The organism is Dechloromonas sp. CZR5, assembly GCF_008711155.1.
Lineage (GTDB): Bacteria > Pseudomonadota > Gammaproteobacteria > Burkholderiales > Rhodocyclaceae > Azonexus.
Genome location: NZ_VUYQ01000012.1, coordinates 25093 through 37897 on the forward strand (window position 1 = coordinate 25093; position 12805 = coordinate 37897).

Annotated in this window: 16 protein-coding genes; 13 read left to right on the forward strand and 3 right to left on the reverse strand. The window is 61.0% G+C overall.

All coding sequences use genetic code 11. The features are described 5' to 3' along the window. Positions 1-2: 2 nt before the first annotated feature. Positions 3-458 (reverse strand): hypothetical protein, encoded by a 456-nt coding sequence (locus F1002_RS19565; RefSeq protein WP_150430733.1) that lies wholly within the window; start codon positions 456-458, stop codon positions 3-5. 300 nt (positions 459-758) lie between these two features. Here F1002_RS19565 and F1002_RS19570 point away from each other — a divergent pair, with 300 nt between their 5' ends. The 9 genes from F1002_RS19570 to F1002_RS19610 all read left to right on the forward strand — a co-directional run bounded on the left by F1002_RS19570 (position 759) and on the right by F1002_RS19610 (position 7728). Then, complete coding sequence (locus F1002_RS19570; protein ID WP_150430734.1) at positions 759-1334, forward strand: hypothetical protein; 576 nt, start codon at positions 759-761, stop codon at positions 1332-1334. 1 nt (position 1335) lies between these two features. Then, positions 1336-1575 carry a hypothetical protein gene (locus F1002_RS19575; protein WP_150430735.1) on the forward strand — a complete coding sequence of 80 codons (240 nt, stop codon included), beginning with the start codon at positions 1336-1338 and terminating at the stop codon, positions 1573-1575. A 109-nt stretch (positions 1576-1684) separates the two neighbouring features. Continuing rightward, on the forward strand, positions 1685-3451 hold the full coding sequence (locus F1002_RS19580; RefSeq protein ID WP_150430736.1) for a PRTRC system ParB family protein: 1767 nt from the start codon (positions 1685-1687) through the stop codon (positions 3449-3451). A 76-nt stretch (positions 3452-3527) separates the two neighbouring features. Further along, positions 3528-3953: a PRTRC system protein E gene (locus F1002_RS19585; RefSeq protein ID WP_150430737.1), complete on the forward strand. Its 426-nt coding sequence runs from the start codon at positions 3528-3530 to the stop codon at positions 3951-3953. A gap of 89 nt (positions 3954-4042) precedes the next feature. Then, on the forward strand, positions 4043-4477 hold the full coding sequence (locus F1002_RS19590; protein WP_150430738.1) for a PRTRC system protein C: 435 nt from the start codon (positions 4043-4045) through the stop codon (positions 4475-4477). Next, positions 4474-5493 carry a PRTRC system protein F gene (locus F1002_RS19595; RefSeq protein ID WP_150430739.1) on the forward strand — a complete coding sequence of 340 codons (1020 nt, stop codon included), beginning with the start codon at positions 4474-4476 and terminating at the stop codon, positions 5491-5493. Before F1002_RS19590 ends, F1002_RS19595 begins: the two co-directional genes overlap by 4 nt. Before the next feature lie 17 nt (positions 5494-5510). Next, complete coding sequence (locus F1002_RS19600; RefSeq protein ID WP_150430740.1) at positions 5511-6251, forward strand: PRTRC system protein B; 741 nt, start codon at positions 5511-5513, stop codon at positions 6249-6251. Beyond that, a complete protein-coding gene (locus F1002_RS19605; protein ID WP_150430741.1) occupies positions 6248-6952 on the forward strand; it encodes a PRTRC system protein A in 705 nt (234 codons plus the stop codon). The genes F1002_RS19600 and F1002_RS19605 overlap by 4 nt, the downstream gene beginning before the upstream one ends. Continuing rightward, entirely contained in the window at positions 6940-7728 is a 789-nt protein-coding gene (locus F1002_RS19610) for a PRTRC system ThiF family protein (protein ID WP_150430742.1), read from the forward strand. Before F1002_RS19605 ends, F1002_RS19610 begins: the two co-directional genes overlap by 13 nt. 18 nt (positions 7729-7746) lie before the next feature. On the opposite strand, the gene F1002_RS19615 is transcribed toward F1002_RS19610, so the two are convergent. Continuing rightward, the gene (locus F1002_RS19615) at positions 7747-8043 is read right to left on the reverse strand and encodes an integration host factor subunit beta (protein ID WP_150430743.1); all 297 of its coding nucleotides are present in this window, start codon (positions 8041-8043) and stop codon (positions 7747-7749) included. Positions 8044-8244: 201 nt separating this feature from the next. On the opposite strand from F1002_RS19615, the gene F1002_RS19620 reads away from it, so the two are divergent. Both F1002_RS19620 and F1002_RS19625 read left to right on the forward strand, forming a co-directional pair. Beyond that, positions 8245-8457 carry a hypothetical protein gene (locus tag F1002_RS19620; RefSeq protein WP_150430744.1) on the forward strand — a complete coding sequence of 71 codons (213 nt, stop codon included), beginning with the start codon at positions 8245-8247 and terminating at the stop codon, positions 8455-8457. Positions 8458-8496: 39 nt separating this feature from the next. Then, positions 8497-8769: a hypothetical protein gene (locus F1002_RS19625; protein ID WP_150430745.1), complete on the forward strand. Its 273-nt coding sequence runs from the start codon at positions 8497-8499 to the stop codon at positions 8767-8769. A gap of 140 nt (positions 8770-8909) precedes the next feature. Here F1002_RS19625 and F1002_RS19630 read toward each other — a convergent pair whose 3' ends face one another. Then, positions 8910-10109 carry an integrase domain-containing protein gene (locus F1002_RS19630; protein ID WP_150430746.1) on the reverse strand — a complete coding sequence of 400 codons (1200 nt, stop codon included), beginning with the start codon at positions 10107-10109 and terminating at the stop codon, positions 8910-8912. Positions 10110-11284: 1175 nt separating this feature from the next. Between F1002_RS19630 and F1002_RS19635 the strand changes: the two genes are divergently transcribed. Both F1002_RS19635 and F1002_RS19640 read left to right on the forward strand, forming a co-directional pair. Continuing rightward, on the forward strand, positions 11285-12319 hold the full coding sequence (locus tag F1002_RS19635; protein WP_150430747.1) for a PRTRC system protein D: 1035 nt from the start codon (positions 11285-11287) through the stop codon (positions 12317-12319). Continuing rightward, positions 12312-12617 carry a hypothetical protein gene (locus F1002_RS19640; protein ID WP_150430748.1) on the forward strand — a complete coding sequence of 102 codons (306 nt, stop codon included), beginning with the start codon at positions 12312-12314 and terminating at the stop codon, positions 12615-12617. Before F1002_RS19635 ends, F1002_RS19640 begins: the two co-directional genes overlap by 8 nt. The last annotated feature ends 188 nt before the right edge of the window (positions 12618-12805 follow it).

Sequence of the window (12805 nt, forward strand, 5' to 3'; positions counted from 1 at the left end):
GTCTAGAATGGCCGCGGTCCAAGGGGAGGCAACGGGATATTCAGGCCGTGCAAATCTCGTATAAGGTGTTGAAGATTTCCGTGCTGTCCAGGACCGTCGGAGAGGTCTACATACAAGCGCCCGGCTAATTCGTCAGGCAACTGGCGCGGCTGCGCTGTTTGCCGGATGATCGGGATGAACTTCGCTGTACCAACTTCTCTCATGATTTGTGCCGTGACCAGCATCTGCTCGTAACCCACACCGCCTTGGCGTTGTTGTGCTTTTTGTACGTATGTCTCGGTACAAATCATTAGCACCCGGTCACCGCCAGCGGCCTGGGCTGCCTGATATGAAGCGAGTGTCTTGTAACCCATGGCCGCCGCGACGAGCTGGTGGGCGTGGCCGAGCGAGACCGAAACAACTTCGGTCGAAGTGTTCTTGCGAACGGAATGGGCGAGGTTTGAGATGCCGACGGGCATGCGAATCTCCTAGATTAGCGTGGACCAATCGAGCGCTTACTTGGCCTACGCCCAGGCGAAGTCGCATGGTGATGGCTAATGGAAGCAGCGGGGTAAAGCAGGAAAGTCTGGATTGAGCCGCTCGAAGCTCAGGCGGACGAGGCCTTGAGTTCCGATTATCCACTTACCGGACAGGCTTGGCAATCGACGTAATTGGCGGCTATCCATGGGGCGGTGTCGTGACCCACCCACGTAGTGGGGAGGGTGCTTGCGAGTGGGGGCGACCTTGCATGACTTGGGGCCGGTGAGACGCTGGGGGACATGAATACCTCAACTGTTCAAGCCATCGGTCCCCTGTACCACGGCACCCGCAAAGCAGCAGCCCGCACCATCCTGCGCGATGGCTTCCGGCGTTCCCGTTCACGCAGCTACACCGGCACCGGCATCTGCCTTAGCGAGTCGCTCACCGTCGCCTACGAGTACGGCATGTACGAGACGGGCGGTTGTGTGCTGGAGGCATGGCTTTCGCCGGCTACCCATTGGACGGATCGCGTCGATGGACGCTGCACGCAGGGTAATGCCTGGGATGCGTATTTTGTGTCCTCCGGTATGGATGCGGTGCGCAGCTTCAGCGGCAACGTCTGGGTGGTATGGAGACCAAACGCACTGGTATCAGTGCGCCGCCTCAGCCACCGGGAAGCCATCAGGAGCCTGTGCGCCGAGTTCGATGCGGATGGGCCAGACTGTGGCTACAACGGCGTCGTCTCAGACTACGCGAGCATCTGGTGGAAGCAGGATGCCTCTGACCCGAACCTGACCCGTTTTCCCGATCACCATCGGCGGTTGATCGAGCGCTTGAAGCGTTTCATTGGCCGCTCCCATTCAATGGAGGTCTGACATGCCTATGGAGCAACAACTACTCGACCGGATCACGCTTGAAGATCGCAAAGCGTTGTTGGAAGTTTGCGGTCTGCTTTCGAAAGTGGAGCAGGCATGGCATCGGATCGATAGCGGCAAGCGATGCGAACTCAATGCCATGCACCATGAGGAAAGTTCACTGGCGTACTGCCTGCGTTGGGGCATGCAGGCTGTGGATGAGTTGATCGAACTGACCCAGGGAGTGGGCAAGCCAATATAAATTTGATGCTGGGCCTGAGAGCGAAGCGATGGAAGACGCGCCCCGGGGCTGCCCTTGCTGGCCGAGTATCCCGCGAGAACATGAAGGTATCCCACAGCAGGAGACCTTCATGGAAGCCCCGTCCAATCTGGAACCCCTCGCCAACCCAACCTTACCCCTGCACCGTATCGTACAAGGCAAGAACCCCCGTGAATACTTCGATCCGGTCGAGATGGCCGACCTTGAGGCCGGCCTGCGCGCCGCCGGTCGTGTTGTCCAGCCCATCATCGTCCGCTCCATTCCCGGCTCGGAAGTCTACGAGATCGTCGCCGGCGAGCGGCGCTGGCGGGCGGCGAAGAACGTCTTCGGCGACGGCTACGACATGCCGGTGGTGATCGAGGCCTTGAGCGACGAGGAAGCGGAAGCCATTGCCGTCATCGAGAATCACCATCGCGCCCCCATGTCACATGCCGAGGAAGCGCAGGCCGCCAAGCGCCAGCTAATGCGGAACAAGGGGGATAAGGAAGAGGCGGCAGCAAGCCTCGGTTGGAAGCCAGAACTGCTCGAACGCCGGCTGGCGCTCCTGACCTGCACGCCCACCGTGCTGTCCGCGCTGACGCACCGCCAGATTCAACTCGGCCACGCCGAATTGCTGGCCGGCGTACCCCCCGACAAGCAAGACAACGTGCTGACTGGCGTGCTCGCGCACAGGGTGCCGGTGGGCGTACTGAAAGAGCAGTTGGGCCGCTTCGCCCGCCAGTTGGCCGCTGCCATTTTCGACACCGCCCAATGTTCGACCTGTCCGCATAATTCCGCCCGGCAGGCGGGCCTCTTCGACGAATCCCTCGGCGAAGGTTACTGCCAGCATCCCTCCCACTACGACGAACTGACCATACAAAGCATCGAGGCCAAGGCTCAAGTCCTGCGCGACCAATATCCGCTGGTGCAGATCGTCAAAGTGAGCGATGGCAGTCCCTGTCTGCCGGTCTCGGCAGATGGCGAGTTCGGCGTCGGAGCCGCCCAGTATGCCGCTTGCCAAGGTTGCGCATCGTTCGGTTGCGCGGTGTCGGGACTGCCCGGTAGCTACGGCGATGTGACGCACTCTCAGTGTTTCGATGCCTCCTGCAATGTCCAGAAGGTCGCCGCCTGGCGCAAGGCACAACGCGAAGCAGAGCCGCCAGCATTGACGAAGGTGACAGCCAAGCGCGATACCTCCGGTACAGCCAAGCCCAACGCGACGCTATCGAACCAGACCCCACAGCGGGTGAAGGACTATCGCATTGCGCAGTGGCGCAAATGGGCAGCCAAGGAACTGATGGCGCAGCCCGAGCGCAACCGGCGCGTGATGATCGCGCTGGCCCGCTCCGGCCATACCGGCGATGTAAAAACCATCGAGTTCGGGGCAGCGGCTAAACGGATCGCCGGGCCGTGGGTGGTCGAGCGTCTTGATTTCGCCGGCATCCTGCCCGAGGCCGATGCCATCGATGCGCGGCATCTGGAGCCGTTGATGCTGGCGGTCACCGCTTCGGCAGCATTTGGCGTCGGTTTGCGCGACCTGGAATCCTTGCTCAACTATCTTGAGGTCGACGAGGGCCACCACTTCAAATGGAACACCGAGTTCCTCGAACTGTTCACCATGAGCGAGTTGGAATCCCTGGCGGAAGAGAGTGGCTTGAAAGCGAAGATGGGAATGGCTTTCAAGTTGGCACGGGCGAAGAAGAAGGGCGACTTCATCAAATCGCTACTTGCGGCACCGGGTTTTGTCTACGAGGGCACCGTACCCGCCGTCATGCAATACCCGCGCAGCGTCGTTTCCGCAGCATCCAGCGGGCGGACAGACGAGGAATTTCCTGGCGCTTTGCTCGAAGTCGCCGAGGAAGAGGCTCTCGCCGAGTGATCGGCAACCCACTGGAAAACCCCCAATGCCTTCGTAGCATGGTCTCGAAGGCATTCCTTTTTTGGAGGAGCATGACATGACGATGTTCGAAGAAATGTTTGTTTTGGCAACCAACGCCACCCTGACGATGGTGCTCAGTGCTGACGAGAAGACCGGGCGGATGACGATCAATGTGATTCCCAAGCCAAAGAAGGACGTGAACGAGCCGGCGCTGACCAAGGCGTTGAGCCTGACTGCAACGCCCGCCGAGTTCGATGCCGGTTTCGTAGATGCGCTGAAGGGCTACCGGGAGGTTCGCCAGAGCCTCGCCGAGCAGGCCGAAGCCACGCAGGAAGTGCTGCAAGCGGCCAAGTCAGCGTCGGCCAAGAAGGCTGGCGAGGCAATGAGCAAGGCAGTCACAGTCGGTGACTTGGGCGATGGCGATGCCGAAGAGGGGGGCAACGTGCCGCAACAAGCTGCCGCGACCGCTGCCAGCGGCGCCCCCTACGATCTGTTCGGTTGAGTCCCGGCCTTGAAAACGGGCAGGGCGGCGAGAGACTGATCGCAAGGGCCTCCTCCTCGGGAGGCCATCCAGACGACAGGAGTCCAACGATGAGCATTGCCATCAACGAAATCCGGCGGGTCTTCCGCTACAACGGTGTGCAGTTGCCCGACGTGCCGGGCATGGAACCGCGTGAGGTCCGCGACCTTTACAGCGCCCAATATCCCGAGCTCATTAGCGCCGAGGTCGAGGCGGGGGAGATCGTGAATGGCGTGCAGGAATACACCTTCCGCAAAGCCGTGGGCACGAAGGGCCAGACCGGTGGCGCAGGCGAGCGGCTCGCCGCACTCAAGGCTGCTGTGGCAGTGGAATCGGAGGGGCGGACGGACAGCACTGGCAAGCTCGTCAGGGCACTGACCCGGCGCGGTACGCAGGAGCGCGGTAGCGCTTGGGGGGCCTTCGTGTTGCGCACCCGGCGCGATGCGAACGAACGCCAGACGGCCCGCATTCTGCCGCCCAGCGACATGCTGGCACCGCTGCCATGATGGCCCTGGCGCTGCCCCGCATCGGCCAGCAGGTGCCGCGCAGCATCGCACCGGGGCCGCTGCTGGCGGCCAATGCCACGGTGTCGCGCTTCCTGATCGAGGCCGAGGCCTTCGACGAGGATGACATCCCGGTGACTTGGAGCGACTCTCTCGATGCGTGTCGGCAGGCGCTCGATGGCTGGCTCAAACGCCAGATCGGCGCACTGCATTGCCTCACGCCGCGCTTTGCACTGCATATGGTGTCTCGCGATGGCGACTACTACCGCTACTACGGCAGCCAGCCGCCCAAGGACTTCGATTTCGGTGCAGTGGAGGCATCGTGGTGCGAATACCACGAGCAGGAATGGCCTGTGGGGCCTGGGCTGGAGGCTTTGAGCGCCCGCCTACCCGGCTTGGGGGGCGTCATCCTGCATGTGTTGTGCCGCCAGAGCGCCTTCGTCTATCCGCTGTTCACACCCGACATCGCCTGTGACGTAACGACCTATCTCTACTGGTGTGGAGAGGATGACGAGGAAACCGCACTCGACATGAACTGTGGCGAGGACGAGGAAGAACGCGAGGCGATGCGGGCTGAAATGGTCAGCAAGGCGACCTTGGAAGCGTCTTTCCCGGCTTGGGCGCGGCGCTGGCCCCGAGGGCTGGAACTGACGCAGTGCGCCCGCTTTCTGCGCCGGGCGATCAAGCGGCTGTCCGATCCGAGTGCCAAGGCGATGGCCGAGGATGCACTGGCGCTGACCCGCCTGGAGGTCGACGACAGTTTTCGTCCTGACATCGATGGCGAGTTCGTCGGCTTTGGTGCCGTGCTGTCGTGGAGAGAAGGGGACGTGACCACCCGCATCTACGACGACCTGCTCAACCTCGCCCATCAAGGCGAATACTGTGAGCACATGGGCGAGATTCGGGTGCCGCTCGACGATCCCGGTGCCTTTGCCGCGTGGCAGCGGGCAATGGCTAGCCGTTTCGAGGCCATCCGGCTGATCGACCGCTTGATTCACCACCTCTCGGCAGGAAACTGATCGTGGAGGTAACGACCATGAACCAAGCCGAGTTTTTCATACAGGCTCCGAGCACCGGCACCGTGCATCTGCGCCGGGCGGTCCTGATCTACGACGGCCAGCAGGGCAGTGCGCTGGCGACCGTGCATGACATCGAAGAAGTCGATGGCGAAGCCGTCATCGGCGCTGGGCAGGCGATGACGCCGCGGGCGGCGATGGAGCTTGCCAAGGCGCTGCTCAAGCGCGCCGCCCACGGCGGTTTTCTGCCGGAGACGGTACTCTACATGGAGGGAGACCTAATCGTCTGGTGGGTACCCCCGGCCCGCCGCCACATCGCCTTTCGTGTCGACGAGGATCATGTCGAGGCCTTTGGCGGGCGGGAACGCGGTGAGAGCGTACCTCATCCGGGATTGGTCTTTGCGGCATCCGGCCGGGTCTGGCGGGTATGGGCGGTGAAGGGAGCGGTGCGCCCGACCCCGGCCACTGCCTTGTACCAAGTGCCTTACTTCAACGTCGATGTGCGGGGCAACATTTGCCAAGGCAACGCACCGGTGCCCGAGGGCACGACGGTCGAGAAGATCGCCGCGTGGAACGATGCCTTTCTGCGCAGCTATTTCACCCACCCGAATGGCCCCGGCAAGCTGGTGCGTTATCGCGGCGGCGCTTACGCCTTCTGGCGGGACATGCTCGACGGGCGATTCCGGCGCTTTCCCGAGCGGGTGCTGGTCGACGTCAAGACGACGCTGGGGGAACTCCTGGGGTTGAAGGAGGGCGCATGATGGACGTACGCGACCTCGCGTTGCAAACGGCCTGCCCTGTCATCGCCGCCCCGCGCTTCGGTCAATTGCCCGACATGGCGAACGGACAGCGCATTATCCTCGCCGCCAATGGCGTGTTTGTGCAGATCAAGCTCGACTGGCTGGACTGCATCCAGCGGCTTTCACCCGCGCTGCCGCTCCCGTTGCCCTATGGCGGTATCGAGGAGCGGCTGGCCTTCACCTTCGGTGTGTTGCCCATCCGTTTGATCGAGGCATTCCTCGAAGCTGGTCGCCGGGGCCTTCCCAACGAAGTGGCGGGGGCGCTGATCTATGCCCGGCGTAGCCGAAGCCTGCGGCTCGCGCTGTGCGAACCGATTGTCGTGTCGCCCCACCAGATCGACTACCGGCTACCGGCGATGGATGCCGACGAAACGCTGGCCGTGGACCTGCACACCCATGGCTACGGCAGAGCGTTCTGGTCGGCCAAGGACGACGGCGACGATCAGGGCATCAAGGTGGCCGGCGTGTTCGGCTGCCTGCATCAGACCAAACCACAAGCCCTGTTCCGGCTGGTGGTCAACGGCAAGTTCCGCCCTTTGCCCCATCCTTGGCAGGACGATACCGACTCAGCGTATGACGCGGTGCCCGACCTTGAGCCCAGCCTGTTGCGCCGGATACTGAATTTCTACCAAGGAAGGAGGTTCGGACCGTGGAACACCTGATCGATCCCGTATTGCTCGACCGTCGCGTCGGCATTCATCTGGTCGGCGTCGGCGGCAATGGGGCGCAGATGGCGGGCTGCCTTGCGCGGCTCGATATCGCCATGAAGGCGCTCGGCCATCCCCACGGCCTGCACGTCACCGCTTTCGATGCCGACCGGGTGAGCGAAGCCAATGTGGGCCGACAACTCTACAGCCCTGCCGACATCGGTAGACACAAGGCCATCGTGACGATTCACCGCCTCAACCAGTTCTACGGACTGGACTGGATCGCGCATCCGGTGCGCTACGAGGCCTTCGAGACCAACCGCTACTCACCGCCGAACACCGACATTCTGATCAGTTGCGTGGATAGCCGGGCGGCTCGGCGGACTCTGCATGAAGCTGTGTTCGATGGGGGCGGGCGCTATCAGTATTGGCTGGATCTCGGCAACACCGAGGCGAGTGCCCAAGTAGTGCTTGGGCAGGGGGTGGGCAAGGCGAAGGGGGAGGGAAGCCTGCGCCTGCCCTGTGTCACCGAATTGTTTCCCGAACTGTTGGACGCCAACGTCCCGGATGATAACCGGCCATCGTGCTCGGTCCGGGTGTCGCTCGCTTCCCAGGGGCTTTTCATCAACGACGTGGCCGTGCGCTTTGCGGCGCAGTTGCTGTATGAGCTCTTTTCAAAGGGGCGGCTCGGCCAGCACGGCGTCGTCGTCAATCTGGAGTCGAAACGGGCCGGCCCCATCGACGTCGATCCGCAAACCTGGGAGCGTTTTGGCTGCAGAAGCGTGGCCTGAACTTGTTCCCCGAGAACTTTAAGGGGTAGGGGTTACCGCAACGTTTACGCGTTCCCGTAGTTCCTTGCCGGCCTTGAATGCGGGAACCCATTTTCCCTGGACCGCTACTGCCGCGCCGGTTTTTGGATTGCGAGCCTGACGGGGCGGCCGGTAGTTCAGGCCGAAGGTGCCGAATCCGCGAATTTCCACGCGATTTCCGTCTGCCAGTGCAGCATGGATCGCCTTGAGAATTTCCGCGACTGCTATCTCAGCATCCTTTTGAACGAGTTTCGGAAAACGTTCGGCAAGCAGGATGATGAGTTCGGAGCGGGTCATGTCGATATTTTAATGTGGGGACTGTGTTGGGCAAAGCGGCGAACCTTGCCCGAGGCCGTACCGGTTCAGAACGGTGCAGCCGTTTACGCTCTTTGGCGGCAGGGAAAAGAGGGTAAGCACAATGACGAATCGGATTATCGCTTTCAGTGGCTTCGTACTACCATGATTTCCATCGCATTTTCCGAGAGCGGCAGGTGCCCCATGATCGACCACCCCATCATCAAGCAGTTCGAAGTACATGCCGAATTGCTGGACATCAGCGGTAGTGTCGAAGCTATTGACGATGCCATCGTTCAGTTGGCGGCCTGGATGGATGGTCTCGATCTTTCCGAGGATGATGAAGCACTACTCTGCCACATCGGGGCGGTGCTCTATCGCGAAGGACTGCGGCGCCGCATGGGAATGAAACCGTGATCTTTTGATACTGCGTTACAGCGAAAGGATTCATTGACTATGAAAAAGCCAGTGGTGAAACCACGCCAACGGCCAGTTGCACGGCCGATCATCACCATTAGCGGTGAACAACTCGCACTCCTCTTGGAGAACATGCCAGAGCAATACCGCGGACTAGTCCGCGAAGCTGTGGAGAACAAGACCCCACTCTCTGCGCACACGCTACCAGCCGTTAAGCGTTACTCAGTGCTGCGCGCATTCAAAAAAGCAAGGGAGGCAATAGCTTTGCCTGAAATCATTTTCCATGATCTGACACGCGCAACCATTGCTTAGAGACCCAGCGCCGTAGCTTTGCCAATGCTGCTACAGATTGCTCTTCACACGGCAGATTGCAGACCATTTTCTGAATAGCCAACAGGAACATGGGCCGCAAAGCCCATGTTCCTGTTGGCCGCAGGCCGCATACCCCAAGCTCAACGTCCCTCAAGCAAGCCTTCATCGCCGGATATGCCCGAAGTATTGTCTTGCCGTTCTGCCGCTCGCGCTGCTTGCCGGGCGAGTAGCCCCCCTAAATAAGCGCCCGATGCCCTGACCCTGTTGTGCCCGGCCAGATGTGCCGCCGAGAGTCGCGCTGCTGCGTCCAGGTCCGGAGGCACGTCGCTTCCGCCACGCACTGGCGGCGCGACGCCGGCCTTGTCGGTGTAGTGGTCGATCATCGCTTCATGGCGCAGTCCATGCGCCGTAGCACCCAATCCCTCTGCAGTGATCCCAAAGCGGGCCATCACGTAGTCGAAACGTCGCAGATTGCGTTTCAGGCTGTGGCGAGGATCGCCCAGGTGTGCGTCATCACCCTGGACAACTGCCTGGGCGAACGCCAAAGCCTCGATGCGTTGCGCTGAATTCAGCGGCACGAAGCGCAGTCTCCCTCCTTTCGCTCCTTCCTTGATTCGCACGTAGCGATCCGCTTGACGCTGTTCGAGCGGCAGTCCCGTTGCTTCGAAGGAGAGCACGCATTGATGAGGCCGGAACATGACCGACTCTTTGCGTCGCAGCCCCATTGCGCGGATCATCCGTAGTGAAGCGCCGACGTAGCGGTCATAAGCACTGACTCGCTCGATCAACGCATCGATGTCGATGCCCGCCGCAGTCCAGCTCTTGTCGCGCTGGGCATATTCATGGCGCTGGTATTCGGCCGGGGTCAGCCCGTAATGGGCCGGTGTGCGAATGAATCCAGGCTTGCCCAGCCACAGCGCCAGTCCACGCAGGAAACTGAGGTAAGTCTGAATGGTGGCGGGAGCGAGCTGCTCTTGCTGCCAGACATTGATCATGGCACGGATGTGGCGGTCACCCAGGTTGCGCGGATCGGGCACGGTGGCGAACCGGGCCTTTATCTTGAGGTCGCGGAAGAAGCGGCGCAGGAAGTCGGCTCGCTCCTGCCGTGTTTTGTGCGAGACCGTCTTTTCCAGTGCGGTGTGCTGGGAGTTGAATAGCTCCAGCAGGACGTCGAGCACCCGCAGCGGGTCGGCTTTACCCGGACGGTAACGTTCCAGGATTTCGGCTGGCGTCATTAGCGCCCATTCCTGACGGCGCGGTGGTTGGTGATTGGTGGCACGGCCGGTGCCGATGGTGCCTTGGACCCGCCTGGTGGTATGACGAACGTTGGATTCAGACATCGCAAATCTCCGAAAGCGAACCGTGTGCTGTCCCGTCAGCCCACAGCAGATGTGTTGGGTGGAATCTATCAGTTCAGTACGGGTGCAGATTCCGTCGCGTCCGTAAGGCGTGGTCGAGTTTTTCGGCAAGGTGTGCGACCACGAGCACACCGTGCCTACCCAGGGTTTGCCGGTGTCGCATCTCATGCGTTATCCCTCCGGCTCGGTCGGTCTTAAAAATGAAACGGTGATCTGTCCGCTTCCGCATTTCTGCGTTCGACGGGATGGGTGATGCAGCCTCGCCTCGAAGGTGGGGACAACATCGGCGCAAAGGTCTCGCCTTGCGCAGTAGGGGGATCAGTCCTCGATTCGTAGCGTCATCCACCTGCATGGGGCCGCCCCTGACCGAAAGTCCAGGGCAGTACAGGCGTACGAGCGGCTTCACACGCGGAGCCCATGGGGGCCGCACGACGTGTGCTGCGCAATGCGCGTGCTCGAACGATGACGGGGAGCAGTGGTGCGGCATCGGGTGCCGGCCATTTGAACTGAACGCAAGACGCGCCCTCGAGGAGCGTCCGAGACGGATTGCCGGCAAGGTCTAGCGTTGCACTACGGGTGGAGCGGCTTCACGCATGGCCTCGGGGACCATGCCAACCCGACTCGGGGTCGGGATTGAAGAGGCGGGTAACGACCGCAACGCCTTTTACTCCGCGATGGAGCAGGCCAGGAGGCCTCGGGAGCCTTTAGTTCACTCCTTGAAGGAGCGAAGGTCAATGGGCTGAACCGCCGACAGGCCTTGGATGCTGGGGCTTGCGGATGGCACTTGAAATTGAAACTCAGGGTGCGTTTATTTTTCGCGGGACGACCAAACCGAGGCTGAATCAGGGCTTGACGGGCACCAACTCGGCCTCTGGTTTCCACTGTGAGGGTTTCGATCACGTACTGCTGTTTTGGGTGGTTCGACCGCTGGAAATGTGACCTTGACGCACCCCAGTTCAGTGAGACCTTACATCGACGCGAAAGGCGGTTTTGCTCCCGGCGCAAGAACTCGATTTTCATCGAAGCTCAGATCGATTGGGCTTCGAATGCAGTCGAGGCTGATTGCGATAGCCGGGCAAAGCAGACCGAATTTCGCTTGGACGGGCCAGGTCGGGATGCCGATGCTGGCCGCTCGTAACCCTCTATTGGAGCCTCATATGGACTATGTCGTCAGAGCGGTGGATGTCGGATTCGGCAACACCAAGTATGTCAGCAGCGTGGTCGGCGGTGACATCCGCTGCGCCAGTTTTCCTTCGGTTGCCTATCCAACCATGCGCGAACCTTCGGGCCAGCCCGGCTACGAGCGGCGCAAGACGGTCGCGATCCCGGTCAACGGCCTCTTCTATGAGGTCGGTCCCGAGGTCGAACTGGCCGCGGATACCTTTCGTGCCACCCAGATGCACGATCGCTACACCGAGACGCCGGAGTACATGGCTCTGTTGCGAGGGGCCCTGGCATTGATGAAACAGCCTGCCATCGATCTGCTAGTGGTCGGCCTGCCGGTGGCGGCACTCACGACCAAGAAAGCCGCCCTCGAGAAGGCGGTGACCGGAACGCACGACATCGGCAACGGCAAGAGCGTGATAGTCCGTAAAGCGTTGGCTGTTGCGCAGCCTCAAGGTGCCCTGGTCGATTTCGCCGTGCAGCACGGGAAGACGGCCAGCATCGAGCGGGAGCAGAGCCTGATCCTCGACCCAGGATCACGGACCTTCGACTGGCTGGTGGCGCGGGGCATGCGGCTGGTGCAGAACAAAAGCCATTCGGTGAACCGCGGGGTGTTCGACATCCTGCAAGCGATTGCAGGGGAGATCGGCCACGACATCGGCACGCCTTACAACGATATCGAGGCCATCGACCTAGCCTTGCGGACCGGCAAGAACCCGATGATCTACCAGAAGCCTTATGACATCTCGCGGGCCATGCCGATGGCGCACTCCATCTCCCAGCAGGCTGTGGCGTCGATGATGCGCTGGATCGATGCGAGCTACAGCTTCCAGAACATCATCTTGGTGGGCGGCGGAGCCTACCTCTTCAAGAAGGCGGTGAAAGAGGCATTTCCGAAGCACAAAATTCTGGAAGTGAAGGATCCACTGCATGCCAACGTGCGTGGCTTCCAGATCGCCGGGATGAACCATGTGGACAAGATCTTCGGTGGGGCCAGCGCTGTGGCTCAAGGGGGGCGTGATGAGTGAGAAGACAATGCCTGAGCGCGAAACGATCCGCCTGTTATTCGAACTGGATCGCGTGGATGACCCTCAGCTCTATGACGACCTGATCCGCTTCAAGAAAGGGACGAAGCGAATCAACCGGTTACGACTGCTGGCTCGCGAAGGTGTGCTCGGCCAACTCGGTCTGGCTGCTGGGGGCGTTCTCCAGCGCGTGGTTCAGGTTTCTGCAGCCAATGTTTCCTCCGCCGAACCGCCGAGCAGGCCGGCGATTCCCATGCCGCTCGCCTCAGAGGTGTTTGGCGAACCCATTACGGACCGTTGAGAAAAAGGAGAATCAATTTATTCAAAAAACATACCCGTGATCATTCACGATCGAGTGCAAGACACTCCGCGCTATCGGTTTACTTAGACACAACAGACGTTTGATCTGGATTATCACCGGCAAGTGCTGGCCAATGTCTCATTTTTGCTCATCGCGGCCTACTTTTCACAAGATTCCATATACACCGA